Source organism: Streptomyces sp. A18, assembly GCF_059026065.1.
The window spans coordinates 194,688-218,572 of record NZ_JBWLKL010000003.1 but is presented as its reverse complement, the minus strand read 5'-3'; the positions used below and the strand labels follow the sequence as shown (position 1 = coordinate 218,572).

Annotated in this window: 23 protein-coding genes; 10 read left to right on the top strand and 13 right to left on the bottom strand. The window is 70.6% G+C overall.

The window, feature by feature from the left end; genetic code table 11:
• Window positions 1-84: 84 nt before the first annotated feature.
• Window positions 85-1,719 carry an alkaline phosphatase D family protein gene (locus AC5P1C_RS06625; RefSeq protein ID WP_493864710.1) on the top strand — a complete coding sequence of 545 codons (1,635 nt, stop codon included), beginning with the start codon at window positions 85-87 and terminating at the stop codon, window positions 1,717-1,719.
• An 87-nt stretch (window positions 1,720-1,806) separates the two neighbouring features.
• Here AC5P1C_RS06625 and AC5P1C_RS06620 read toward each other — a convergent pair whose 3' ends face one another.
• Complete coding sequence (locus AC5P1C_RS06620) at window positions 1,807-2,808, bottom strand: Gfo/Idh/MocA family protein (protein WP_493864709.1); 1,002 nt, start codon at window positions 2,806-2,808, stop codon at window positions 1,807-1,809.
• 117 nt (window positions 2,809-2,925) lie between these two features.
• On the opposite strand from AC5P1C_RS06620, the gene AC5P1C_RS06615 reads away from it, so the two are divergent.
• The 3 genes from AC5P1C_RS06615 to AC5P1C_RS06605 all read left to right on the top strand — a co-directional run bounded on the left by AC5P1C_RS06615 (window position 2,926) and on the right by AC5P1C_RS06605 (window position 6,556).
• Window positions 2,926-4,278, top strand: a complete 1,353-nt coding sequence (locus AC5P1C_RS06615) for a Bcr/CflA family multidrug efflux MFS transporter (RefSeq protein WP_493864708.1) — start codon at window positions 2,926-2,928, stop codon at window positions 4,276-4,278.
• On the top strand, window positions 4,233-5,402 hold the full coding sequence (locus AC5P1C_RS06610; protein ID WP_493864967.1) for a serine hydrolase domain-containing protein: 1,170 nt from the start codon (window positions 4,233-4,235) through the stop codon (window positions 5,400-5,402). The genes AC5P1C_RS06615 and AC5P1C_RS06610 overlap by 46 nt, the downstream gene beginning before the upstream one ends.
• Window positions 5,403-5,536: 134 nt before the next feature.
• A complete protein-coding gene (locus AC5P1C_RS06605; RefSeq protein ID WP_493864707.1) occupies window positions 5,537-6,556 on the top strand; it encodes a small ribosomal subunit Rsm22 family protein in 1,020 nt (339 codons plus the stop codon).
• Here the strand turns inward: AC5P1C_RS06605 and ddaH are convergent.
• Together ddaH and AC5P1C_RS06595 are read right to left on the bottom strand one after the other, a co-directional pair.
• Window positions 6,553-7,377 carry a dimethylargininase gene (gene ddaH / locus AC5P1C_RS06600; RefSeq protein WP_493864706.1) on the bottom strand — a complete coding sequence of 275 codons (825 nt, stop codon included), beginning with the start codon at window positions 7,375-7,377 and terminating at the stop codon, window positions 6,553-6,555. The genes AC5P1C_RS06605 and ddaH overlap by 4 nt on opposite strands.
• A gap of 175 nt (window positions 7,378-7,552) precedes the next feature.
• On the bottom strand, window positions 7,553-7,735 hold the full coding sequence (locus AC5P1C_RS06595; RefSeq protein ID WP_493864705.1) for a DUF6243 family protein: 183 nt from the start codon (window positions 7,733-7,735) through the stop codon (window positions 7,553-7,555).
• Window positions 7,736-7,880: 145 nt separating this feature from the next.
• Here AC5P1C_RS06595 and AC5P1C_RS06590 point away from each other — a divergent pair, with 145 nt between their 5' ends.
• On the top strand, window positions 7,881-8,510 hold the full coding sequence (locus AC5P1C_RS06590) for a TetR/AcrR family transcriptional regulator (RefSeq protein ID WP_493864704.1): 630 nt from the start codon (window positions 7,881-7,883) through the stop codon (window positions 8,508-8,510).
• Between the two features lie 70 nt (window positions 8,511-8,580).
• On the opposite strand, the gene AC5P1C_RS06585 is transcribed toward AC5P1C_RS06590, so the two are convergent.
• Complete coding sequence (locus tag AC5P1C_RS06585; protein ID WP_493864703.1) at window positions 8,581-9,486, bottom strand: glycerophosphodiester phosphodiesterase; 906 nt, start codon at window positions 9,484-9,486, stop codon at window positions 8,581-8,583.
• Between the two features lie 170 nt (window positions 9,487-9,656).
• On the opposite strand from AC5P1C_RS06585, the gene AC5P1C_RS06580 reads away from it, so the two are divergent.
• Window positions 9,657-10,400 (top strand): bifunctional DNA primase/polymerase, encoded by a 744-nt coding sequence (locus AC5P1C_RS06580; RefSeq protein WP_493864702.1) that lies wholly within the window; start codon window positions 9,657-9,659, stop codon window positions 10,398-10,400.
• A 37-nt stretch (window positions 10,401-10,437) separates the two neighbouring features.
• Here AC5P1C_RS06580 and AC5P1C_RS06575 read toward each other — a convergent pair whose 3' ends face one another.
• From AC5P1C_RS06575 to AC5P1C_RS06545, 7 genes are all read right to left on the bottom strand, one after another.
• On the bottom strand, window positions 10,438-11,376 hold the full coding sequence (locus tag AC5P1C_RS06575; protein ID WP_493864966.1) for an SCO2278 family lipoprotein: 939 nt from the start codon (window positions 11,374-11,376) through the stop codon (window positions 10,438-10,440).
• A complete protein-coding gene (gene efeU / locus AC5P1C_RS06570) occupies window positions 11,279-12,277 on the bottom strand; it encodes an iron uptake transporter permease EfeU (RefSeq protein ID WP_493864701.1) in 999 nt (332 codons plus the stop codon). The genes AC5P1C_RS06575 and efeU overlap by 98 nt, the downstream gene beginning before the upstream one ends.
• Window positions 12,278-12,293: 16 nt before the next feature.
• Complete coding sequence (gene efeB, locus AC5P1C_RS06565; protein ID WP_493864700.1) at window positions 12,294-13,565, bottom strand: iron uptake transporter deferrochelatase/peroxidase subunit; 1,272 nt, start codon at window positions 13,563-13,565, stop codon at window positions 12,294-12,296.
• A 19-nt stretch (window positions 13,566-13,584) separates the two neighbouring features.
• A complete protein-coding gene (gene efeO, locus AC5P1C_RS06560) occupies window positions 13,585-14,748 on the bottom strand; it encodes an iron uptake system protein EfeO (protein WP_493864699.1) in 1,164 nt (387 codons plus the stop codon).
• Between the two features lie 219 nt (window positions 14,749-14,967).
• Window positions 14,968-15,810 (bottom strand): heme ABC transporter ATP-binding protein, encoded by an 843-nt coding sequence (locus AC5P1C_RS06555; RefSeq protein ID WP_493864965.1) that lies wholly within the window; start codon window positions 15,808-15,810, stop codon window positions 14,968-14,970.
• Window positions 15,810-16,898: a FecCD family ABC transporter permease gene (locus tag AC5P1C_RS06550; RefSeq protein WP_493864964.1), complete on the bottom strand. Its 1,089-nt coding sequence runs from the start codon at window positions 16,896-16,898 to the stop codon at window positions 15,810-15,812. The genes AC5P1C_RS06555 and AC5P1C_RS06550 overlap by 1 nt, the downstream gene beginning before the upstream one ends.
• 5 nt (window positions 16,899-16,903) lie before the next feature.
• Window positions 16,904-17,920 carry a heme/hemin ABC transporter substrate-binding protein gene (locus AC5P1C_RS06545; protein ID WP_493864698.1) on the bottom strand — a complete coding sequence of 339 codons (1,017 nt, stop codon included), beginning with the start codon at window positions 17,918-17,920 and terminating at the stop codon, window positions 16,904-16,906.
• Between the two features lie 156 nt (window positions 17,921-18,076).
• Between AC5P1C_RS06545 and AC5P1C_RS06540 the strand changes: the two genes are divergently transcribed.
• From AC5P1C_RS06540 to AC5P1C_RS06530, 3 genes are read left to right on the top strand one after another with little or no spacing between them, the layout of a single operon-like run.
• Window positions 18,077-19,528 (top strand): HtaA domain-containing protein, encoded by a 1,452-nt coding sequence (locus AC5P1C_RS06540; protein WP_493864697.1) that lies wholly within the window; start codon window positions 18,077-18,079, stop codon window positions 19,526-19,528.
• A 54-nt stretch (window positions 19,529-19,582) separates the two neighbouring features.
• Window positions 19,583-21,088 carry an HtaA domain-containing protein gene (locus tag AC5P1C_RS06535; RefSeq protein WP_493864696.1) on the top strand — a complete coding sequence of 502 codons (1,506 nt, stop codon included), beginning with the start codon at window positions 19,583-19,585 and terminating at the stop codon, window positions 21,086-21,088.
• Between the two features lie 18 nt (window positions 21,089-21,106).
• Window positions 21,107-21,826: a PhzF family phenazine biosynthesis protein gene (locus AC5P1C_RS06530; protein WP_493864695.1), complete on the top strand. Its 720-nt coding sequence runs from the start codon at window positions 21,107-21,109 to the stop codon at window positions 21,824-21,826.
• 70 nt (window positions 21,827-21,896) lie between these two features.
• Here AC5P1C_RS06530 and AC5P1C_RS06525 read toward each other — a convergent pair whose 3' ends face one another.
• Together AC5P1C_RS06525 and map are read right to left on the bottom strand one after the other, a co-directional pair.
• Window positions 21,897-22,553, bottom strand: a complete 657-nt coding sequence (locus tag AC5P1C_RS06525; RefSeq protein WP_493864694.1) for a biliverdin-producing heme oxygenase — start codon at window positions 22,551-22,553, stop codon at window positions 21,897-21,899.
• A gap of 153 nt (window positions 22,554-22,706) precedes the next feature.
• Complete coding sequence (gene map / locus AC5P1C_RS06520) at window positions 22,707-23,564, bottom strand: type I methionyl aminopeptidase (RefSeq protein ID WP_493864693.1); 858 nt, start codon at window positions 23,562-23,564, stop codon at window positions 22,707-22,709.
• 66 nt (window positions 23,565-23,630) lie between these two features.
• Here map and AC5P1C_RS06515 point away from each other — a divergent pair, with 66 nt between their 5' ends.
• Entirely contained in the window at window positions 23,631-23,870 is a 240-nt protein-coding gene (locus tag AC5P1C_RS06515) for a hypothetical protein (protein ID WP_493864692.1), read from the top strand.
• Window positions 23,871-23,885: the final 15 nt, after the last annotated feature.

Here is a 23,885-nt window from a genome sequence, read left to right as displayed (position 1 = left end):
CATGCGGGTGTTGTGTACGCGACAGTCGCGCGTCGTCCCCCACCACTTGCATGCCCGTGACACCAATCGTCAGGGGAGGGCCACATGACATCCGCAGGCCAGCAAGGCACCGCCGAACTCCGAGCCGCCGCGAGCCACTTGGGCCGCCGTCGTTTCCTCACCGTCACGGGCGCCGCGGCAGCGCTCGCCTTCGCCACCAACCTGCCGACGGCGGGCACGGCGAGCGCCGCCGAGCTCGACGCACGGAAGATCGCCGACGATCCGTTCACGCTCGGCGTGGCATCCGGCGACCCGCTGCCCGGCTCGGTCCTGCTCTGGACCCGCCTCGCCCCGGCCCCGTACGAACCGGGCAACGGTCTGCCGAACGAGCGCGTCACCGTCCAGTGGGAGCTCGCCCACGACGCCCGCTTCCGCCGGATCGTCAGACGCGGTTCCGTCACCGCGCACCCCGAGTTCAACCACTCCGTGCACGTCGAGGTGGGCGGCCTCGACGCCGCGCGGACCTACTACTTCCGCTTCCGGGCAGGGAAGTGGATCAGCGACACGGGCCGGACCCGCACCGCACCCGCGGCCGGCAGCAAGGTGAGCTCCCTGACGCTCGCCGCCGTGTCCTGCCAGGCGTACCACGACGGCTACTTCACCCCGTACAAACACCTGGCCGAAGACGACGTCGACGTGGTCTTCCACCTCGGCGACTACCTCTACGAGTACGCGGTCAACTCGGTCGGCGGCGCCCGCAACTACACCGACCGCACGCTGCCCGCCCTCTACAACCGCGAGACGCAGACCCTGGAGGACTACCGCCTGCGGTACGCCCTCTACAAGTCGGACCCCGACCTGCGCGCCGCCCACGCCGCGCACCCCTTCGTGGTCACCTGGGACGACCACGAGGCCGAGAACAACTACGCGGGCGACCTCGACGAGAACGGCAACCCGCCCGCCGAGTTCCTGGTGCGCCGCGCCGCCGCCTACCGCGCGTACTGGGAGAACCTTCCGCTGCGCAGCCCGCAGCAGCCGAGCGGCCCCGACCTCCAGCTCTACCGCCGCGTCAAGTGGGGGCGGCTCGCCCAGTTCGACATCCTGGACACCCGGCAGTACCGCTCCGACCAGGCGTACGGCGACAAGGCCCACGTCCCGGGGCCGGAGTCGGACGACCCGGCGCGCACCATCACCGGCGCCACGCAGGAGCGTTGGCTGATCAACGGCTGGCGCGGCTCGCGGGCGCTGTGGAACGTCGTGCCGCAGCAGGTCACCTTCTCCGAGCGGCGGCTCGACCTGAACGCCGAGGCGAAGCTCTCCATGGACGCCTGGGACGGCTACCGGGCGTCCCGGCAGCGGGTCCTGGCCGGGGCGAAGTCCTCCGGGATCGACAACCTGATGGTGCTCACCGGCGACGTGCACGTCGGGTACGCCTTCGACATCAAGGCCGACTTCGACGACCAGGCGTCCAGGACGGTCGGTACGGAGATCGTCGCCACGTCGATCGCGAGCGGCAAGGACGGCGCCGACAAGCCCGCGAACTGGGAGACCTACACCAAGGCCAACCCGCACCTGAAGTTCTACAACGGGCGGCGCGGATACGTGACCGTCGGTCTTGGGCAGGAATCCGCGCGCGCCGATTTCAAGACTGTCTCCGCGGTGACGACGCCCGGGGCGCCGATCACCACGGCTGCTTCCTTCGTGACGGAGGCAGGAAACCCTGGGCTGAAGCCCGCCTAACGCTCCACGGTCCGATATCCGTCCGCGGTCCGTCGTGGCTGGGCGCGAAGTTCCCCGCGCCCCTCGGGTCGCGCAACAGGGGTGCGCTCACTCGCCCGGGTAGCGCACCCCGATCCGCTCCCGCACCGCGTCCAGGGTCCGCATCACCGCGAGGGTGCCGTCCAGGGGGACGAGGGGGGACTCGGTGTCGCCCGCGCGCAGCCGGTGCATGACCTCGGCGGCCTCGTGCTTGAGGCTGTCGCGGGGGCCGTGCTCGGGGGCGGCGATGAACTCCTCGGGGTCGTGGCCGTCGCGGTGCAGGACGAAGCGCTCCGGGAAGAAGAAGCCGTTCGGGATGTCGATGCGGCCCCGCGAGCCGGTGACGGATGCGGTGACGGGGGTGCCCGCGTTGATGGAGCAGTGCAACAAAGCGTGAGCACCGTTCTCCCACGAGAGCAGCATTCCCGTCTGGAGATCAATGCCCTCGTCCGAGAGCGTTGCTCTCGCACTCACCTCCGAAGGCTCACCGAGCAGCAACTGCGCGAACGACACCGGGTACACCCCGAGATCGAGCAGCGAGCCACCACCCTGCGCCGGGTCACGGAGGCGGTGCGCCGGAGGGAAGGGACCGGCGAGCCCGAAGTCGGCCTGCACCGTCCGCATCTCGCCTATCGCCCCGTCGTCGACCAGCGCCTTCATCCGCCGGATCAGCGGATGGCAGTACATCCACATGGCCTCCATCAGGAAGAGGCCGCGCCGCCGGGCGAGCGTCACCAGTTCCCGCGCCTCGCGTGCGTTCAGCGCGAACGCCTTCTCGCAGAGCACCGCACGGCCCGCCTCCAGGCAGAGCCCCGCCGCCGCCCGGTGCGAGGCGTGCGGCGTCGCCACGTACACGACGTCGACGTCCTCGTCCTCGGCGAGCGCGCCCCACTCCCCGTACGCGCGCGGTATCCCGAACCGCTCGGCGAATGCCTTCGCCGAAGCGTCGGTCCGCGATGCCACCGCGACGACCTCCGCGTCCGGCATGTCGAGGAGGTTCGCCGTGAACGATGCGGCGATCCCGCCCGTCGCGAGGATGCCCCAGCGCACGGGTTCACGGTCGTCTTCCACCACTGGGGCCCCTGTTCGTACGGCCGGAGTACCGCGGAGTCCCGCGGAAATGGTCTCAACCAGCACAGCTGAGCTGAGAGCATAGGTAATCGCACGCCTAATCGGGAAGGAATCCGCATGCCGGAGCACGGCAGCCGCACCACGAGTGGGTCCGAAGCCCCCCTCATACGGCAGTCCCGGGCGCCGGAGCCGGGCCCCGCCACCGCCGCACCCGCCGCACCCGCCGCCCCGGCCCTCACCGCCCGGCGCCGCACCGGCCTCCTCGTCACCCTCGTACTCGGCGGCCTCACCGCGGTCCCGCCGCTGTCCATGGACATGTACCTCCCGGCGCTCCCGGAGGTCACCCGCTCGCTGGGCACGTCCGCGGCGACCGCGCAGCTGACCCTCACCGCCTGCCTCACCGGCATGGCCCTGGGGCAGCTCGTCGTCGGGCCGATGAGCGACAAGTGGGGACGGCGCAGACCGCTGATCGTCGGCCTCCTCGTCTACATCCTCGCCACCGCGATCTGCGCTCTCGCGCCCACCGTCGAACTCCTCATCGGCTTCCGGCTGTTGCAGGGCCTCGCGGGCGCAGCGGGCATCGTCATCGCCCGCGCCGTCGTACGCGATCTCTACGACGGCGTGGAGATGGCCCGCTTCTTCTCCACCCTCATGCTGATCTCCGGGGTCGCCCCGGTCGTCGCGCCCCTCATCGGCGGCCAGGTCCTGCGCTTCACCGACTGGCACGGCATCTTCGCCGTGCTCACGGTGATCGGCATCGCCCTCACCGTGGTCGTCTGGCGGTGCCTGCCCGAGACGCTCGCCCCCGAGAAGCGGCACAGCGGCGGCACCGTCGAGGCGCTGCGCACCATGAAGTCGCTCCTCGCCGACCGCGTCTTCACCGGGTACATGATCGCGGGCGGCTTCGCCTTCGCCTCGCTGTTCGCGTACATCTCCGCGTCGCCGTTCGTCATCCAGGAGATCTACGGGGCGTCCCCGCAGACCTTCAGCCTGCTCTTCGGCGTGAACTCCATCGGCCTCATCGTCGTCGGCCAGATCAACGGCAAGATCCTCGTCGGCCGGGTCAGCCTCGACAAGGCGCTCGCCTTCGGCCTGACGGTCATCGTGCTCGCCGCCACCGCGCTGCTCCTCATGACGTCGGGCGTCTTCGGGGACGTAGGCCTGTTCCCCGTCGCGGCCGGGCTCTTCGTCCTGATGTCGGCGATGGGCCTCGCGATGCCCAACACCAACGCCCTCGCCCTGATGCGCACCCCGCACGCCGCGGGCTCCGCGTCGGCGCTCCTCGGCACGTCCTCCTTCCTCGTCGGCGCGATCGCGTCCCCCCTGGTGGGCATCGCGGGCGAGGCCACGGCCGTGCCGATGGCCGTCGTCCAGCTCGCCTGCGGTCTGGCGGCCATCGGCTGCTTCGTGGGACTGTGCCGCCCCTGGCAGCACTCGGCCAGGCCGAACCGGGAGGGGACGGACCACTGACCGCGCCACGCCTGCTGCGCGCCGGGACGCCGGACCGCGCGGGGCTCGACACGGACGAGATGGCCCACCTCGTACGCGAGGTACGCGCACTGACGCGCGGCGAGCGGCCCTGGTGCTCCGGCGCCGTCGTGCTCGCCGGGCGCGGGCCGGTGATCGCCGTCGAGGAGGCGGTGGGCCGTGCGGTGCGCTATGCGGCGTACGACCCCGAGAAGGACGTGGGCGTCGAACTGCCGCCCGCGGAACAGGTGCTGACCCGCAAAGGGACCCCCTTCGACCTGGCGTCGCTGACCAAGCTGTTCACGACGGTCGCCGCCATGCAGCAGCTGGAGCGCGGCACGCTCGGCATCGACGCGCTGGTCTCGGCGTACGTCCCCGAGTTCCGGGCGGCGGCCGAGCACGGCATCACGGTGCGCCAGCTGCTCACACACACCTCGGGGCTTCGTCCCGAACTCCCGCTGTACGACTGTCCGGACGACGCATCGCGCCTCGCGGCCCTGCGCGCGGAGGCCCCGTCGGGCCCGCCGGGCGACCACCTCTACTCCGACCTGAACATGCTGCTCCTCCAGCACGTCCTGGAGCGCCTCACGGGCCGCCCGCTCGACGTGCTCATCCGTGAGGGCATCACCCGGCCGCTCGGCATGGTCGCCACCGGCTTCGGGCCGCGTCCCGACGCCGCCGCCACCGAGGACCAGCGCAGGCCCTGGGCGAAGGCGGACCGCGGGATGCTGCGGGGCGAGGTGCACGACGAGAACGCCTGGGCGCTGGGTGGCGTGGCGGGCCACGCCGGGCTGTTCTCCACCGCGCGCGACCTCGCGGTCTTCTGCCGGGCGCTGCTGTGCGGGGGCTCGCACGGTACGGCGCGGATCCTCGGCCCGGACTTCGTGGAGTTGATGCTGACGCCGCCGGGCCTCGGCTTCGGGCTCGACCAGGCGTGGTTCATGGGGGATCTCGCGGGGCGCGGTGCGGCGGGGCATACGGGGTTCACCGGGACGTCCCTGGTGATCGACCCTGCCACGGACACGTTCCTGATCCTCCTTGCGAACACGGTCCACCCGCGGCGGGGTCGTGCCGACAGCGGGCCGCGGGCTCGGGCGGCGTCCCGGCTGGCCCGCGCGGCCCGCTGAGCGCGGGGCTTGGGCGGGGCGGATTGTCCTTCACCTGCGGGCCCGGTGGGGCTGGGCGCGCCCCGCGGCGGAGTCGCATGTGTTAGACCCCGCGCCCTGACCGGGTCGTCTCTGCGCACCCCTAGAATCACGGGGTGAACGTCCCGATTCCCCCCGCTGAGGCCCTCCGCACCGCTCTCGCGGGGCTGCTCGACGGGCTTCCGGCCAAGCAGGCCGCGCAAGCCGTTGACCGGCTGATCGCCAATTACCGGGGGCGTACCCCGACCGATGCCCCGATTCTGCGTGACCGCGCGGACGTCGCCGCGTACGCCGCTTACCGCATGCCGGCGACCTTCGAGGCGGTGCGTTCCGCGCTCGGTGCTCTCGCGGACGCGGCGCCCGCGGACTGGGCGCCCGGCAGCCATGTGGACGTCGGCGGCGGGACCGGAGCGGCTACCTGGGCGGTGAGCGCGACCTGGGAGGGTGAGCGGCCCGTCACGGTCCTCGACTGGGCCGAGCCCGCCCTCGCCCTGGGACGTGAACTGGCCGCCGCGAACCCGTGGTTGAAGGCCGCGCAGTGGCAGCGCTCTCGTATCGGAGCGGCGCTCAGCATCGAGAGCACCGATCTCGTCACGGTGTCGTACGTCCTGAAGGAGCTGACCGAGTCCGACCGCCGTTCCCTCGTGGACGCGGCGGCGGCAGCGGCACAGCAGGCCGTCGTCATCGTCGAGCCCGGCACCCCCGACGGCTACGCACGCGTCATCGAGGCCCGCGACCGCCTGATCGCCGCCGGCTTCCGCGTCGCCGCACCCTGCCCGCACAGCTCCGCCTGCCCGATCGTGCCCGGCGACGACTGGTGCCACTTCTCCGCCCGCGTCAGCCGCTCCTCCCTGCACCGGCAGGTCAAGGGCGGCTCACTGCCGTACGAGGACGAGAAGTTCAGCTACGTCGCGGCCGTCCGCTTCGACCCCGATCCGGCGCCGAAGCGTGTCGTACGCAAGCCGCAGATCCGTAAGGGCCAGGTCCTGCTCGATCTGTGCGCGGCGGACGAGTCGCTGCACCGCGAGACGGTGACCAAGCGCCACGGCACGCTGTACCGCGCGGCGCGCGACGCGGAGTGGGGCGACACCTGGCCGCCCCACCAGGAGAGCCAGGGGAGTTCCGGGGCCCCCTAGCCGCGCAGCTCCTGTGTGCAGCACTTCACGCTGCCGCCACCCTTGAGCAGCTCGCCCAGGTCCATGCCGATGGGTTCGTATCCGCGCTCCCGCAGCGGTGCGAAGAGGCCGACCGCGGCCTGCGGGAGCAGAACGTGCAGGCCGTCCGAGACCGCGTTGAGGCCGAGGGCCACCGCGTCCGGCTCGTCGGCGATCAGCGCGTCAGGGAAGAGTCCCCGCAGGACCGCCCTGCTCCCCGGCGAGAAGGCGGGCGGGTAGTACATGACGTCGTCCGTGGCGTCGTCGAGGACTGCCAGGGCCGTGTCCAGGTGGTAGTAGCGGGGGTCGACGAGATCGAGCCCGAGCACCGGGCGGCCGAAGAACTCCTGCGCCTCCCCGTGCGACAGCGGGCTGGCCCGGAAACCGCGTCCGGCCAGGACGTACGAGGACGTGACGGCGAAGTCGCCCTCGCCTTCGTTGACGTGCGTGGGTTCGTGGAGGTCCGTGAAGCCGTGCTCCCGGAACCACTCCAGGTGGGCGGCCGCTTCGTCGCCGCGCTCGGGATGGGCGAACCGCGCGCCGAGCACGCGGCCCGCGATGACGGTCGCGCCGTTCGCGGCGAAGACCATGTCCGGCAGGCCGGGGCGCGGGGTGAGCTCCTCGACGGTGTGGCCGAGCGAGCGGTAGCGGTCGCGCAGGTCCTCCCACTGGGCGACGGCCAGCGGGACGTCGACCGGTTTCGAGGGGTCCATCCAGGGGTTGATGGAGTACGTGACCTTGAAGTGTGCCGGTGGGCACATCAGATAGCGCCGGGGTGTGGCGCGACGAGGAAATCGACTCAACGAGGGCTCCTCACGTACCGCAGTGGTCAGTCACTGCCCCTGGTGGGACAGTTGCTGCCCATGGTGCGGTCTGAGGAGCCCTCGCGCCGTGATCCGAACGGGTGGTTCAGCGAGTGGTTCAGCGAGCGGTCCACCCGGGTCGGTGGACCGTCGAGGCGCCGCCCGCGTCCCCGGTTCACGACTGGCCGTGCGTCGAGCGTCCCTCCTGCAGCTTGCGCAGCAGCTCGCGCTTCTGCGCCTGCGGGCTGAGCCCGCCGCCGGTCTGGCCGCCGCGGCCCGAGCCGCGCAGCGCCTTGCGGGAGAGGTTGGTGCGCGTACCGCCGACGCCCAGCATGTTTCCTGCTCCGCCTCGTGACATGTGCGTACCTCCGGGTCGAAAACTTTGCCGCGTTTCCGCGAGACGTCTCGTCTCGCTACGAGGACCACTTTGAGCGAGACGGTTCGTCTTGTCAAGGCCTCATGAGACGGTACGTCTCGGCTCGTCTGCTGCTACATTCGACGGCATGGCCACGAAATCCGCCCCTGACTCCAAGCGCCGCAGCGAACGCTCACGGCAAGCGATCTTTGACGCCGCCCTCGACCTGGTCTCCGAGGTCGGCTACTCCAAGCTCACGATCGAGGCGATCGCCGCCCGTGCGGGCGTGGGCAAGCAGACGATCTACCGCTGGTGGCCGTCGAAGGGCGCCGTCCTGCTCGACGCCTTCCTCGACCTCGGCAAGCAGGCGAGCGTCGAGGCGAGCACCAAGTCGGGCCACGAGCTGGAGCACGAGATCCCGGACACGGGGGACGTCGAGGCCGACCTCAAGTACGTCGTGCGGGCCACCATCGACGAGCTCAAGAACCCCAAGTACGACGCTCCTTACCGGGCGCTCGCCGCCGAGGGCATGCTCAACGACGACATCAGCGCCGAGTACGTGGAGAAGCTCCTCGAGCCGGGACTCCAGCTGTACGTGAAGCGCCTGCGCATCGCCCAGGAAGCCGGCCAGGTCGCCCCCGAAGTGGAACCCCGCATCGCCCTGGAGCTGTGGACGGGCCCGCTCGCCCAGCGCTGGCTGCAGCGGACCGGCCCGCTCACGCACGAGTACGGCGACAAGCTCGTCGAGTACGCCCTCTACGGAATCGCCCCGCGCTGATCAGACTCCGCTCACCACGTCCCGCGGATCACATCTCCCTGATCGCATCTCATTGATCACATCTCGCTGATCACGTGGAATTGATCGGCCACTGCTCCCGAAGGCCTGCGGCGCTCACGCCCTTCGCTCCCTTCGCCGGTGTCCGCGCGAGCAGACCCGGCGTGTCCGTGATCACGCCGTTGCAGCCGAACCGCAGCGCCCGGTCGCGCTGGCGCGGTGTGGTCACCGTGTGCGCCCACACCCGCGGGATCCCGGAGGCGACCGCGCGCAGGAGATCCACGTCCCGCGCCTTGTGGTCCACGTCCAGCACGTCCACGAAGCCGGCCCACCGCTCGGGCCGGTCCGAGCGCATCTGCGCCTTGGAGCGCCACAGCTGCGCGAGCAGGCCCATCTGATGCGCGCGCCGGGCCACGTCGGGCTCGTTCGAGTTCACGAACACCGAGCGGGTCAGGCCGCGTGCGCGGATCAGCGAGCCGAGCGCCCGCAGGCTGCGCGGGTCCTTCGCCTCCAGCATCAGGACGATCCGCCCGCCGAACCGGTCGAGGACCTCGGCGACCGTCGGCGGCCGCTCGGGGCGCCAGCTGCCGGGCAGGTCGGCGCCCGGCCGCAGCCTGACCCGTCGCCACTCGCGCAGGGTGAGCGAGCGCACCGGGCCGGTGGACGTCGTCGTGCGGTCCAGGGTCGCGTCGTGCATGGCCACCAGCGTGCCGTCGCGCAGCATCCGCGTATCGACGTCGATGATCTGGGCCGTGCCTCGTTTGTACGCCGCCACCAGGCCGGACATGCTGTTCTCCGGAACCTCCAGGGCGCCGCCGCGGTGTGCGGTGTAGGTGACGCGGGGGAGTGCCTTGACCGTCAGGGGGCCGCCGCCGCGCCATTCGAGCGGGGTGAGAGGGCGTCCGGCGGGTGGCACGAAGGCCAGCGTCGTGAGGCCCATGAGCCCCGAGAGTCCCGTGAGCACAGTCCTGGTGACCATGGCGAACACGGTAGGGGCGTATATCCCCAGTTAGTACGCAATGACGCGCGATGTCACCCTGCGCCTTGCATCACCCCAGCTACCCCGGATGTGGGCTCTGGCCCCCCGAGGAGCAGGATGGTGCGACCATGGGACATGCTTCTCGGCACAAATGCGAGGTGAGGGGATAGATGGGCGCGGAGTTCGACCGCCGGTCCGGCGGACAGAGCAGGATTTCCCAGTGGCTTCGCCGACGTCCCCGACCGGAGGACACGGCAGGTGACGAGGCGAGCCGCGAGGCCCTGCTGGTCGCCGCGGCGGCGGCGGGTCTGCCGCTCTCACCGGCCGCGCACCCATCCGCGTACCGATGTTCCTGTGACCGCATCGGCTGTCCCACCCCCGCAAGGCACCCCATCTCCTTCGCCTGGCAGACGCAGTCCACGACCGACCGCGGACAGATCGAGCGCTGGGCCAGACACCAGCCGCAGGCCAACTTCATCACCGCGACGGGCATGGTCCACGACGTCCTGGACGTGCCGCTCGCCGCCGGGCGCGAGGCACTCGCCAGGCTGCTCGCCGACGGCATCGATGTGGGCCCCGTCGCCGAGTCCGAGGGCATCATGGACGAGGGGCGGATGCTCTTCTTCACGCTCACCCGCGGCACCCCGGAGGACGAGGACGAGTGGTGGCCCTGCGAACTGGACTGCCACCCCGAGACGACGAACGAACACCCCGGCCTGCGCTGGCACTGCCGCGGTTCGTACGTCCTCGTGCCGCCCGCGCGGCTGCCCGGCGACCTCGGCGTCCACTGGATCCGCGGCCCGGAGCACGCGCTCCCGGACCCGCTGACGCTCCTGGAGACGCTCACCGACGAGTGCGCTCGCGTCGCCGGTGAGCCCCAACACGACGTCGCGGCCTGGCCGTTGAGGGGCTGACGCCCGCGCGAAGGTAGCTCCGTCGCGGGCGACGGGGCTACTCGCCCTTCGCGCCCGTCAGGCCCTGGATGCGGCTCAGGAACGTCACCTTGCCGGACCCCGCCGGGTCGACGACGACCTGATTGGAGACACGCTCCAGCGTCATCGACTGCTTGACCTCGCCCTTCAGGAGAGGCTTCACCTCGGGATCCACGGTGAGGTTCACACCCTTCGCCGCGGTCTGCTTCTCGTAGTGGTGCGTCGAGAAGAAGACCATCGCGTCGCCGTCCTGGGTGCGCAGGCCCACCGGCGCGAACGTTCCGTCGTTCCGCGGCTCGTCGATGTACTGGACGGCGATGCCGCGGCGCTTGGTGTTCTTGTCGCGGGCCGCCTTCCACAACGACGTGTGGTCGCCCGGCGCGAACGCGTCGCCGCCCGACTTCAGATACCTCGTGTACTGCTCGCCGAGGTTCTTGGGCGCCACCGCGAGGGCCTTGGAGTCGAGCTCGACCGGTTGTGCCCAGCCGTCCTCGTCCTTCTTCAGCTCGGGCATCTTGCCGGGCGCCACCAGGTTCAGATAGGACGCCTCCCACAGCTGGTCCTTGCTGCCCTTGGTGAAGACGAGGACCCAGCGCAGGTCGCCCCTGCGGTTGGACTTCGTGTCCGCGACGAACCACCGGGGCCAGCCGGCCTTCTTGGGGATCGAGAACTTCGCGTCCGTCAGCTCCAGCGGCACGTGATTCGGGTTGCCGCCCGGATTCTGGGCGCCCCGCACCTTCAGGCCCGCCTGGTTGATGGCGCTCAGCGGGCCCGTGACCCGGGCCGCGTCCAGCGCCGGGTCGTACTCCTTCTCGGCCTTGTTGTACGCGGTGAGGAAATCCTTCAGCGCACGGTCGGCCTCAGCCTTCGTCGCCGACGGGATGACCTCCCGCTCCCCGTGCACCGTCACGCAGCCGCTCGCCGTCATCGACAGTACGGTCACCGTCGACGCCACCATCGCGTACCGGACCGGCCGCTGCGCCCGTCCGCCCCGCATCGGAGTGCGCTGCCTTGGAAGCCTGCTCATGCGTTGCGTTCACCTTCCCCTTCCCGGGCCCGAACCCTACCGGGGCGAAGAAGAACGCGAGCGTCGGGATCAGGTACAGCAGCCACACCGTGACCTGGACAACCGTCGGGTCCGGCTGGAAGTTGAAGACGCCCTTCAGGAGCGTGCCGTACCAACTGTCCGGGGGGATCGTCGCGCTGATGTCGAACGCCTTGTTCTGCAGGCCGCCGAGGAACTCCGCCTCCTGCAGGTCATGCACGCCGTACGCGAGCACGCCCGCCGCCACGACCACCAGCATGGCGCCGGTCCAGGTGAAGAACTTCGCCAGGTTGATGCGGACCGTGCCCTTGTAGAACAGCCAGCCCAGCGCGATCGCGGTGAGCAGGCCGAGGAGCACGCCGATCAGCGGCCCCGGCGTCCCGTCGTTCGAGGCCCGCACCGACGCCCACACGAAGAGCGCCGTCTCCAGGCCCTCGCGGCCCACGGCGAGGAACGCCGTGGCGACGAGCGCGCCCGTGCCCATCTGTAGTGCCACGTCCAGTCTGCCGTGCAGCTCCGCCTTGAGATGACGGGCCGTACGCCGCATCCAGAACACCATCCACGTCACGAGCGCGACGGCGACGATCGACAGCGAACCGCCCAGCGCCTCCTGCGCCTTGAACGTCAGCTCTTGCGAACCGAAGGTGAGCGCGCAGCCGAAGCCGAGCGAGAGGCCGCACGCGACCCCGATGCCGATCCAGATGGGCCTGAGCGCGTCGCGCCGCTCCGTCTTCACCAGATAGGCGATGAGGATGCAGACGACCAGGCTGGCCTCGAGACCCTCGCGCAGGCCGATCAGATAGTTGCCGAACATGTCTGTCAGATCCCCCTCAGCCGAACAACGCCCGGCCCCACCAGTCGCCCTTGTCGCGGACGCCCGGCGGGATCGCGAAGATCGCGGAACCGACGTGCTGGATGTATTCGTTGAGAACGTCGGCGCGCGCCAGGCTGCGCTGCACCGGGATGAAGCCCGTGCGGACGTCCCGCTGGTACGCGAGGAAGAAGAGCCCCGCGTCGAGGCGGCCCAGGCCGTCGGTGCCGTCCGTGAAGGAGTAGCCGCGGCGCAGGATCGTCGCCCCGTCGTTGGTGTCGGGGTGCGCGAGCCGGACGTGCGCGGCGGGCTTCATCGCCTTCAGGAACGGCTCGTCGTGCTCCTTGGCCTTCCCGACCGGCGCGCCCTCGCCCTTGTCGCGCCCGAAGATGTCCTCCTGCTCACCGAGCGGGGTCCGGTCCCAGGTCTCGACGTTCATGCGGATGCGGCGCGCGACGAGATACGACCCGCCCGCCATCCACCCGGGCCCGTCCTTCTCACTCACCCACACATGCTTGGCGAGCGCGGAGTTGTCCTCGCCCGACACATTGCGGGTCCCGTCCTTGAACCCGAAGAGGTTACGAGGCGTCTGCGCCCCCGGTGTGGTCGACGAGGTCTTCCCGAAGCCGAGCTGCGACCAGCGCACCGCGACCTTCCCGAAGCCGATGCGGGCGAGATTGCGGATGGCGTGCACGGCGACCTGCGGGTCGTCCGCGCAGGCCTGTACGCACAGGTCGCCGCCGCCGCGGGACTTGTCGAGGTTGTCGCCGGGGAACTTGGGCAGATCGACGAGCGCTTCGGGCCGCCGATCGCCGAGCCCGAACTTCTCGAAGAGACTTGGCCCGAAGCCGATGGTGAGGGTGAGCCGGGACGGCTTGAGCCCGAGGGCCTCACCGGTGTCGTCCGGCGGCGCTTCGACGAGCCCGCCGAAAGCCCCTTCACCGACCTCGTGCCCGGCCGTCATCCGCGCGGCGGCCTCCGTCCAGTCCTTCAGGAGCTGCACGAACTGCTCGCGGTCGTCCGTCTTCACGTCGAACGCGGCGAAGTGCAGCCTGTCCTGGACGGCGGTCGCGATGCCCGCCTGGTGCTTGCCGTAGAAGGTGACGGAGCCGCCCGCCGAGGCCGATGCCGCGGGCACGGCCTCGTCCCCGGACCGTGCCACCGCCACCGCGCCCCCGGTGACGGCGGCGCCGAGCGCGAGCCCGGCGCCGCCCCAGCCGAGGAGCGAACGGCGGGAAGTGGAACCAGAGCTGATCTCTTCCGGCACGGTGTCGTTGATGTTCTCAGCCATGGTTACGGCCCCCTTGCCGTTACTTGCTGCTCACGACGGCGGCGGCCAGCTTCGACAGCGGCTCCGCGAGCGCGTTGACGCCGTCCGCCAGTTCCTTCGTGTCCGCCTTGTCGAGCTTGTCGTACGACGTGAACGTGTACGAGTCCTTGCCGCCGCCCTGGCGGTACTTGTCGAGCAGCTTGTCCAGGGCCGGGAACTGCTTGTCCAGCTCCTTGGTGAGCGCCGGGTCGTTCTCCGACGCGACGGCCTTGAGCAGCTCGTACGCCTTCTCCGCGCCCTCGACGTTTGCCTTGAAGTCGACGAGGTCGGTGTGCGAGTACCGCTCCTCCTCACCGGTGACCTTGCCGGTGGCGACCTCGTCGAGGAGCTCCTTGGCGCCGTTGGCCATGGAGGTCGGGGTGATCTCGGCCTTGCCGACGCGGTTCTGCCAGTCGACGAGGTCCTTGTCCAGCTGCGTGGCGAGCTCCTTGTCGCGCTCGCCGAGCTTCTTGTCCTGCCACAGGGAGCGCTCCAGGCGGTGCCAGCCCGTCCAGTCCTTCTCCAGGTCCTGGCCCTCTTCGAGGCCGTCCTCGCGCAGGTCGACCTTCGGGTCGATGTCACCGAAGGACTCGGCGACGGGCTCGGTGCGCTCCCAGCCGATGCGGGAATGGGAGTACGCCTTCTTCGCGGCGTCGATGTCGCCCTTGCGGACGGCGTCGGTGAAGAGCTTCACCTTGGGGATCGTGGCGTCGGCCTGCTCCTGCGCGTAGGCACGGTAGTCGGCGACGGCCTTGTCCAGGCGCGGGTCGCGCTTGACGGCCTTGCCGCCGCTGACGGTGACCTTCTGGCGGATGCCGTCGCCCTTCATGCCGGGCTTGCAGGCGATCTGGTACGAGCCGGACTTCACCTCGGCGGTGAGCTTCTGCTTCGTGCCGGGGCCGATGTTCTCGCGCTCGCTGACGATGCGGTCGTCGGGGAAGAGGAGATAGACCTCGGTGACCTTGGACCCCTTGTTCTCGATGGCCAGCTCGACGTGCCCGGAGCTGAGCTCGGTCTTGGAGACCTCGCACTTGTCGTCGGTGGCGGTCACCTCGACGGTGTTGCCCCCGCTCTTGGCGTCGCTCTTCTCGGTGCAGCCCGTGACGGCGGTGAGTGCCGCCACTGCGGCTATGGCGGTGGCGGCAGGGAGGCGGGCGGGGTGCATAGGGGCTCCAAGGCGGGTCACGGACTTACTCCGGCGTTCCGGTGAGGGGACCCTAACTTATCTGAGCCTTACCTGGCTGAGGGGCAAAGCGGAGGTCAAGACGGGGCTTTCTCCGGCGCGAGGGCCTTGGGGGCCGTCATCATCGGCTCCGCCGATTTCGTCCTCAAACTCCCCCAAGCTCCTAAAGAGCAGGGAACCCCCACGACGGTCTGAACGTCCTCAGCCCCGCACCGGGGCCACCAGCGGAGCCCCCGTCCGCGGGTGCGGGAAGACCTCGACCGGCTGCCGGTACACCTCGCTCAGGAGCTCCCCGGTGAACACCTCACCCGGCGCCCCCTCCACGGCGAGCGTCCCGCCCCGCAACACCGCCGCCCGATCCGCGTACGCCGCCGCGAGCCCCAGGTCATGCAGCACCACCACCACCGCGTCCCCCGCGGCGGCCCGCTCCCGGCAGAGCCGCAGGACCAGCTCCTGGTGGCGCAGGTCGAGCGCGGCGGTCGGCTCGTCCAGGAGCAGCAGCGGTGCCCGCTGGGCCAGCACGCGCGCGAGCGCGACCCGCGCCCGCTCACCCCCGCTCAGGGCGGAGAAGGGGCGGGAGGCGAACTCGCCGACCTCCGTCGAGGCCATCGCCTCGCGTACGACACGGTCGTCGTCCTCGTCCAGGGCCGTGCCCGCCCAAGGCGCCCGCCCCATGCGGACCACGTCCTCCACCGTGAACGGGAAGGACAGCGCAGCCGCCTGCGGCAACACCGCCCGCCGCAGGGCGAGTTCACGCGCGGGCCACTCCGCGGTGGGCCGTCCGCAGACCCGTACGACCCCTTCGTCCGCCGGGAGATCCGCGGCAAGCGCCGCCAACAGGGTCGACTTTCCCGCCCCGTTGGGACCGACCAGGGCAAGCACCTCGCCCGCCCGCGCGGTCAGGGACACCCCGGCGAGCACCTCGCGCCCCCCGAGCCGCACCCGCAGCCCCGACGCCTCGGCGAGCACGTCACCGGGGGCGAAGGGCGCGGGCGGCGCGAGCCTCCGGCCGGACGGGAACAGGCGCTCGGTGATCCGCCCCATCATGCCCAACCCCCTTGCTTGCGACGGGTCCTGCGCAACAGCCAGAAGAAGAACGGGCTCCCGAAGAGCGCCGTGAGCACCCCGAGTGGCAGTTCCGCGGGTGCCGCCACCGTCCGCGCCGCGAGATCCGCGCCGACGAGGACGACCGCCCCGCCCAGCGCACTGCCCGGCACCAGGAAGCGATGCCCGGGTCCCGCCGCCATCCGCAGCAGATGCGGGACGAGGAGACCGACGAAGGTGATGATCCCGGCGACGGCCACGGCGGCGGCGGTCAGCAGCGCCACCACCAGGACCAGGACGAGCCGCAGCCGCTCCACGTCGACACCGAGGTGCCGCGCGGGCCGCTCGCCGAGCGCGAGCAGGTCCAGCTTCCGTGCGTACAGCGGCGCCACGACCAGGCCGGCCACCGCGCACGGCAGCACGGCGAGCACCTTCGGCCATGTCGCCCCCGCCAGCGAGCCGAGCTGCCAGAACGTGATCTGGGTGATCTGCGCGTTGTCCGCGAAGAAGATGCAGAGCCCGATCAGGGCCCCCGCGAACGCGTTCACGGCGATCCCGGTGAGAATGAGCGTGACCACCTCCGTACGCCCGCCGTTGCGCGAAAGGGCGTACACGAGAAGGACGGTGGCGAGCCCGGCGACGAACGCACAGACCGTCACGGTCCAGTTCCCGAAGAAGCTCAGGCCAAGGGCGATCGAGGCCACCGCGCCGACGGCCGCGCCCGCCGAGATCCCGATGACGCCGGGCTCGGCGAGCGGATTGCCGAACACGCCCTGCATGAGCGCTCCCGCGCACCCCAGGGATCCGCCGACGAGCAGCGCGAGCGTCACGCGCGGCAGCCGCACGTTCCACAGGACGCTCTCGCCGACCCGGTCGAGCGCGCCGCCCCCGAGACCGATCCGGTGCAGTACGGAACTGAGGACGTCCCCTAGCGGGATGTCGTACGCGCCGATGCCGGCGGAGAGCAGACAGAGGAGCACGAGGGCGGCGACGAGGCCGACGGTGAGGGCGGCGGTCGCGCTCCGGCGGCGGACGCCGGGCTTGCCCGGCTCCCGCGACGTGGCTGTGCCGTCCACCGACTTGGTCAGGACGGTCACTTCTGAGCGCCTCCGTACAACTGCTCCACCAGCGACTCCAGGACCTGGTCCGTACGCGGTCCGTAGTTCAGGAGCACTCCGTCGTCGATCGACACGATGCGGCGGTCGAGCCCGGCCGGGGTCTCGGCGACCCCCGGGACCTTGAGCAGTCCGTCCACGCCGTCGACGGATTCAAGCCCCTTGGACATGACCAGGATCGCGTCCGGCGCCGCCTTGGCGAGCGCCTCGCTGGTGATCGCCGTGAAGTCCTTCTCGAGTCCCGACGCCTTGCCCGCGTCGACGGCGCCCGCCGCCTCCAGGAGTGAACTCGCGCCGGACTCGCGGCCGCCGAGCAGATAGACGGAGGCAGAGCCGCGCAGATAGAGGAAGGCGACGCGGGGCTTCTCGGCGCGGGCGGACGCCGGGATGGCCTTGCGCACCTTCACGATGCGCTCCTGCGTACGGGACTTGAGCTCGTCGCCCGACTTCTCGACGCCCAGCGTCTTCGCCACCGCGTCGATCCGGGGGCCCACGTCGTCCAGGCCCTTCGCCGGGTCGAACACGACCAGCGGGATGCCCGCGTCGCGTATCTGGCCGATGGCCTCGGCGGGCCCCGTGGAGGTGTCCGCGAGGACGACCGTCGGCTTCAGGGACAGGACGCTCTCCGCCGAGACGTCGTGCGCACGTGTCACCACCGGCAGCTTCTTGGCCTGCTCGAAGGTGGCGGTGATGTCGCGGGCCACGACGTTCTCACCGAGTCCGAGCGTGAAGACGATCTCGCTGAGGCTGCCGGTGAGCGGCACGATCCGGCGGGTGTCCTTGACGGTGACCTTCTTGCCGTCGGCGGACGTGACGGTGGCGGGAAGCACGGGGTCGGGACGGGACTTCAGCGGCTCCACCCGGTCGGGCGCGGAGGCCGCCGCCTTCGCCCTCGGCGCTGTCCCGCCACCGTCGTCCGACGATGATCCGCAGCCCGTGAGGGCCAGGGCGAGAACGGCGGTCCACGCGCCGGCGATACGAAGTGAGCGCGGCATACGCACCGAAGTCCACCGTCCTGTCGTGCTGTTGAGGGTCTGACGTTGCAGGCGCTGTGAGGTATCTGGTGCCCGGGTGGCCGGGATGGGGGTTCCGGCCGGAGTGATCGTAGTTTAGGTTAGCCTTACCTCATTAGCCACACCTGGAGGGGTCCCATGTCGCCGTCAAGACAGGTGCGAGCCATCACCCGCGCCGGAGCCGTGGCCGTGTTTTCCGCACTCGTCGGAGCACTGCTCCCGGCGGCCACCGCGCACGCGCAGGACCGCACGGTCCAGGGCGGACGGCTCGACTGGGGCATCAAATCCTCCTTCCAGAGTTACGTCACGGGCCCGATCGCCCAGGGGAGTTCGACGCTGCAGGGCGGCGCCGCCACGGTCGGCGGCAGCCAGTTCCGCTTCCACTCGGCGAAGGGGTCGTACGACCCGGACAGCGGGGCCTTCAGCGCCGGGTTCTCGGGCGGGGTGCACTTCCTCGGGCACAAAAAGGGCGGCTCGTACGAGCTGGACCTCACGATCAGCCGCCCCACCGTCAAGATCTCCGGCGGCTCCGGCACGCTCTACGCCGACATGGTCAGCAAGGAGAAGGGCACGGGCAAGGTCACATCGAACGTCCAGGTGCCCCTGGCGACCCTCGGCCTGTCCGGCATCGACATGAAGGGCGGCTCCGGGCCGATCGCCCTCAACAACCTCCCCGCGACGCTCACTTCGCAGGGCGCGAAGGCCTTCGCCGGTTACTACACGGCGGGCACCGAACTGGACCGGGTGAGCCTCTCGACGGACCTCGCGGCGAAGTCCGGCTCCGGCTCCGGCCATGCGTCGAAGAAGCCCTCGCCGAAGCCCTCGGAGTCCGAGAAGGAGAAGAAGACGAAGGCCGGCCGGATCGAGGACGCCGCCGTCGACTGGGGCGTGCGCCGCACCTTCCGGGAGTACGTCACCGGCTCCATCGCCAAGGGCGAATGGGAACTGTCCGCCGGGGCCCAGGACGGCGGCGCGCTCTTCCGCTTCCCGCAGGGCGAGGGAAGGTACGACGAGAAGAAGCAGACCCTCGACGCGGACTTCGCGGGCGCGGTCCGCTTCACCGGTGAGCACGGCCTCGACCTCGCCCTGAGCAAGGTCGGTGTCGAGGTGAAGGACGGCAAGGGCACGCTCTCGGCGGACGTCGACAGGAAGGGCAGCAAGGGCGACAAGGACGTCACGCTGAAGCAGGCGCCGCTGATCACCTTCCCCGCCGCTGAGTTGAAGCCCGAGGACGGGCTCGTCTCCCTCACCGAAGTGCCGTCGAAGCTCACCGCCGACGGCGCCAAGGCGTTCGGCGGCATGTACAAGGCGGGCTCCGAGATGGACCCGCTCTCGCTCGCCGTCGGCCTCGACGCCGACGCGAAGCTGCCCGCGCTGCCGGACCTCGGCTCCTCCGCGAGCCCGACACCGCAGGCGAAGAAGGCCGGGCCGAGGACCGAGAACACCGCTTCGGACGCCTCCGGCTCCTCGTCGCCGGCCGTGCCGATCGGCATCGGCGCGGGCGTGGCGGTGCTGCTCGCCGCGGCGGTCACGTTCGGAGTCGTACGCAGGAAGCGTGCGGCGGACGGCGCGTCCGGCTCGGATTCCTGACCCTCGCGGGTCGCCCCACCTCTGCTGACACGTCTCTCAAGGAGAAGCCTGATCATGGCCGCCAACCGTCGTCCCATCACCCTCGCGGCAGCCGTCGCGACCGCCGTCACGCTCGGCGCGACCGCCCTGACCCTTCCGGCGCTCGCCGCGGACGACGGCGCCTCAGCCGCCGCGCCGAAGGTGGAACTGAAGGACGGCACGCTGGACTGGGGCTTCAAGGAGTCCTTCCGCACGTACGTCACGGGGATGGCCGCGGGCAAGATCGAGGCCACGGACGGCGCCAAGCAGGCCGCCGACAACGGCGTGTTCACGTTCACCGACGGCAAGGGGACGTACGACACCGGGACGCACGCCACCGACACCGCCTTCAAGGGCAGTGTCCGCTTCTCGTCCACGGCCCACCGCTTCGACATCAAGGTCTCCGACGTCAAGGTCCGCACGGAGGGCACGAGCGGCGCGATCCAGGCCGACGTCAGCCTCAACGGCACCGCCCAGAACGACATCGACCTCGCCGAACTTGACCTGACCGGGATCAGGCCGGGCCAGGGCGAGGGCGGCGCGATGACCTTCAAGGACATCCCGGCGACGCTGACGGAGGACGGCGCCAAGGCGTTCAACGGCATGTACAAGGAGGGCGACAAGCTCGACCCGGCCACCCTCTCGGTGAAGACGGCCGGTGCCCCGACACAGAAGCCGACCGGGACGCCCGAGCCGACGGACAAGCCCACCGAGACGCCCGAGCCGACCGAGAAGCCGAGCGAGACCCCGAAGCCGACGGACAAGCCGACCGAGACCCCGAAGCCGACCGGCACGTCCGGCGCCGAGCGGCCCGCGGGCGAGGTCCACGACGGTTCGCTCGCCTGGGGCGTGAAGGAGAGCTTCCGCCGCTACATCGAGTCCGGCGGCGGCGCCACGCTCTCCGGCGGCGCCGAGAAGAACGACAACGGCTACGACTTCCCGTACGCCAAGGGCGAGGTGGACAGCGACGCGAAGAAGCTGACCGCGTCCTTCGGCGGCGCCGTCCGCTTCCAGTACAAGGCGCACGGCATCGACATGAAGTTCAGCGACATCAAGGTGGCCGCGAACGGTGCCAAGGGCACGCTGTCCGTGGACGTCACCACGCCCCAGGGCACCGACGACGACGTGAAGTTCGCGACGCTCGACCTCTCCAAGGCGTCGTACGCGGCGAAGGACGACGTCGTCGTGCTCGACAAGGTGCCCGCGGCGTTCACCGCGGCGGGCGCGAAGCAGTTCGAGAGCGAGGACGCGCCGTCCGGCTACAAGGAGGGCGACGCGATCGACCCCGTGACGGTGGCGCTCTCGGTCGCCGAGGGGGCGGAGCTGCCGGGCTCGACGGGTGGCTCGACGGGCGGTTCGGCCGACTCCGGTTCCACCGGCGGCGGTTCGTCGGACCTCGGCGGCACGGTCGGTGGCGGTACGGGTGGTTCGATGGCGGCCACGGGTGCGTCGGTGCCGACGGGGGCGCTGCTCGGGGTCGCGGGGGCGATCGCCGCCGCGGGCGCGGCTGCGGTGTTCGTGGCCCGGCGCCGTACTTCCTGAGGATGCTTGAATGCCGGAGTGACGACGGAACTGACGGAACTGGTTGACGGTCTGGACGTGCTCCGGGTGTTCTGCGGGCCCGACGGTCGGCACGGCAATGAGCTGGGTGTCGTGCGCGACGGGGCCCGCGTTCCTGGGCGGGACGAGCGGCAGGAGATCGCCGGGAAGCTCGGCTTCAGCGAGACGGTGTTCGTCGATGACCCCGAACGCGGGGTCATCGACATCTACACGCCTACGCTGCGGCTTCCCTTCGCCGGGCACCCCTGTGTCGGTACGTCCTGGCTCCTTGACGTCCCTGAACTGGTCACGCCCGCGGGAGTGGTGGAGGCCCGCCAGGACGGGGAGTTCAGCTGGATCGCGGCGCGTGCGGAGTGGGCGCCTGGGCGGACCCTGCGGTTCTTCGGGAGCCCGGCCGAGGTGGACGCCCTCGCGGTGCCTCCGCCGGGGGAGTGGATCTACGCGTGGGCGTGGGAGGACGAGGCTGCGGGGAGGGTGCGGGCGCGGGCCTTCCCCGGGCGGGACGACGGCATCCGGGAGGACGAGGCCACGGGGGCGGCGGCGATTCTCCTGACGGAGCGTCTCGGCCGTGCGCTCAACATCACGCAGGGGCGCGGCTCACAGATCCTTACGGCGCCGGCGCCGGGCGGGTTGATCGAGGTGGGGGGACGGGTGCGGTTCTCCCCGACCCCGCCCCTTCCCGAGAACCCGCTCTGGCGCGGGGGCCTTGGGCGCCGTTGATCACCGGCTCCGCCGGGTTCGTCCTCAAGCGCCGGACGGGCTGAAAGCCGCTGACGGGCTGAAGATTCAGCTACGCCGACAGCGGGAACTCGTCCCCCAGTTCGCGGAACACCCCGGTGTTCAAAGCGAAGGCGCGCTTGCACTCGTCCACGATCCGCTGTCGCTCCAGCTCATCCGGGACCACCTCGTCCAGGCCGTCAAGGAGCTCCCGATAGCCCCGCTTGAACGCGGCCGGGTTGGAGATTCCCTCGAAGACGTAGAACCGCACCCCGTCGCCCTTCCGGGCGAAGCCCCACCTCTGTTCCGCCTTGCCGCGGATGATCTGGCCGCCGGACAGGTCTCCCAGGTAGCGCGTGTAGTGGTGGGCCACGTAACCGCCCGGCCACTCCCGCGCGCACTCCGCGACCCGCGCCGCGTACGCGGCCGTCGCCGGCAGCGGGGTGGCGGAGGTCTTCCAGCCCGCGCCCCGCAGGTGCGAGAGGTCCCGCTCCAGTTCCGCGACGCGCAGCAGCTCGGGCTGTATGAACGGTCCCGCGACCGGATCGTCCTTCAGCGCCACCGCGCCCTCCTCCAGGGCGCGGTACACGAACCACAGCTGCTCCGTGTAGCGCGCGTACGCGTCGACGCCGAGCCTGCCACCGAGCAGGTCGCTCATGAACGTCGAGGTCTCCGCCTCCGTGTGCTGCTCGTGCGACGCGGTGCGGATGACCGTGGAGAACGGATCCATGAGGGACCTCCGAAGCCGAAGAAAGGCGGGAACCAGTACGACCGCTACCGATCATCCAAGTTAGGCTTGCCTAAGTCAACTGGTTCCCGACGTCCTGTCGGTAAAAACGCTACCCGCTTCAGCACTCGGGGAAGCGCACTCGGGGAAGCGCACTCAGGGAAGCGTGAGGATCTCCGCCCCGCTCGCCGTCACCACGAGCGTGTGCTCGAACTGCGCGGTCCGCTTGCGGTCCTTCGTCACGACGGTCCAGCCGTCTTCCCACATGTCGTACTCGTACGTGCCGAGGGTCAGCATCGGCTCGATCGTGAACGTCATGCCGGGCTGGATCACCGTCGTCGCGTGCGGGCTGTCGTAGTGGGGGACGATCAGGCCGGAGTGGAACGACGTGTTGATGCCGTGGCCGGTGAAGTCGCGGACGACGCCGTAGCCGAAGCGCTTGGCGTACGACTCGATGACGCGGCCGATGATGTTGATCTGGCGGCCGGGCTTGACCGCCTTGATGGCGCGATTGAGGCACTCTCGGGTCCGCTCGACGAGGAGCGTGGACTCCTCGTCGACGTCCCCGACCAGGTACGTCGCGTTGTTGTCGCCGTGCACGCCGCCGATGTACGCCGTCACGTCGAGGTTGATGATGTCGCCGTCGTTCAGGACGGTGGAGTCCGGGATGCCGTGGCAGATGACCTCGTTGACGGAGGTGCACAGCGACTTCTGGAAGCCGCGGTAGCCGAGCGTGGACGGGTAGGCGCCGTGGTCGCACATGTACTCGTGGGCGACGCGGTCCAGCTCATCGGTGGTCACCCCGGGGGCGATGTGCTTGGCGGCCTCGGCCATCGCGCGCGCGGCGATACGGCCCGCGGTGCGCATGAGCTCGATGGTCTCGGGGGTCTGCACCTCTGGCCCGGTGTACGGGGTCGGTGCGGGTTTCCCCACGTACTCCGGGCGCCTGATGTTTCCCGGAACGGGGCGGATGGGGGAGAGCTCCCCTGGGACGAGCAGTGACTGGCCAGACATGCCAGCGAGTCTAACCAGCGGTGGTGGGGCAGCATGGCGGGAGAGAGCGGGAGAGAGGAGCAGACCATGCCACTGTTCAAGAAGCGGACCGTCGGTAAGCCGGGCGAGTGGTACTACTGCCTGGAGCACAAGAAGGTCGAGGAGGGCCCCGACTGTCCGGGCAAGGACCGCTTCGGGCCGTACGCCTCCCGCGAGGAGGCCCAGCGGGCGATGGAGACGGCCGCCGAGCGCAACCTCGAGTGGGAGACCGACCCGAAGTGGCATGACAAGGACCCCCAGGGCGGGAGCGAGGCCGGCAACGCCTGACCCCGCACCGGGACG

Excerpts from the sequence above, each read along its gene's own strand:
- AC5P1C_RS06625 (WP_493864710.1), top strand. The coding sequence starts at position 85 with ATGACATCCGCAGGCCAGCAAGGCACCGCCGAACTCCGAGCCGCCGCG.
- AC5P1C_RS06615 (WP_493864708.1), top strand. The coding sequence starts at position 2,926 with ATGCCGGAGCACGGCAGCCGCACCACGAGTGGGTCCGAAGCCCCCCTC.
- AC5P1C_RS06595 (WP_493864705.1), bottom strand. The coding sequence starts at position 7,735 with ATGTCACGAGGCGGAGCAGGAAACATGCTGGGCGTCGGCGGTACGCGC.
- AC5P1C_RS06590 (WP_493864704.1), top strand. The coding sequence starts at position 7,881 with ATGGCCACGAAATCCGCCCCTGACTCCAAGCGCCGCAGCGAACGCTCA.
- AC5P1C_RS06585 (WP_493864703.1), bottom strand. The coding sequence starts at position 9,486 with ATGGTCACCAGGACTGTGCTCACGGGACTCTCGGGGCTCATGGGCCTC.
- AC5P1C_RS06580 (WP_493864702.1), top strand. The coding sequence starts at position 9,657 with ATGGGCGCGGAGTTCGACCGCCGGTCCGGCGGACAGAGCAGGATTTCC.
- AC5P1C_RS06575 (WP_493864966.1), bottom strand. The coding sequence starts at position 11,376 with ATGGTGGCGTCGACGGTGACCGTACTGTCGATGACGGCGAGCGGCTGC.
- efeU (WP_493864701.1), bottom strand. The coding sequence starts at position 12,277 with ATGTTCGGCAACTATCTGATCGGCCTGCGCGAGGGTCTCGAGGCCAGC.
- efeB (WP_493864700.1), bottom strand. The coding sequence starts at position 13,565 with ATGGCTGAGAACATCAACGACACCGTGCCGGAAGAGATCAGCTCTGGT.
- efeO (WP_493864699.1), bottom strand. The coding sequence starts at position 14,748 with ATGCACCCCGCCCGCCTCCCTGCCGCCACCGCCATAGCCGCAGTGGCG.
- AC5P1C_RS06555 (WP_493864965.1), bottom strand. The coding sequence starts at position 15,810 with ATGGGGCGGATCACCGAGCGCCTGTTCCCGTCCGGCCGGAGGCTCGCG.
- AC5P1C_RS06545 (WP_493864698.1), bottom strand. The coding sequence starts at position 17,920 with ATGCCGCGCTCACTTCGTATCGCCGGCGCGTGGACCGCCGTTCTCGCC.
- AC5P1C_RS06540 (WP_493864697.1), top strand. The coding sequence starts at position 18,077 with ATGTCGCCGTCAAGACAGGTGCGAGCCATCACCCGCGCCGGAGCCGTG.
- AC5P1C_RS06535 (WP_493864696.1), top strand. The coding sequence starts at position 19,583 with ATGGCCGCCAACCGTCGTCCCATCACCCTCGCGGCAGCCGTCGCGACC.
- AC5P1C_RS06525 (WP_493864694.1), bottom strand. The coding sequence starts at position 22,553 with ATGGATCCGTTCTCCACGGTCATCCGCACCGCGTCGCACGAGCAGCAC.
- map (WP_493864693.1), bottom strand. The coding sequence starts at position 23,564 with ATGTCTGGCCAGTCACTGCTCGTCCCAGGGGAGCTCTCCCCCATCCGC.
- AC5P1C_RS06515 (WP_493864692.1), top strand. The coding sequence starts at position 23,631 with ATGCCACTGTTCAAGAAGCGGACCGTCGGTAAGCCGGGCGAGTGGTAC.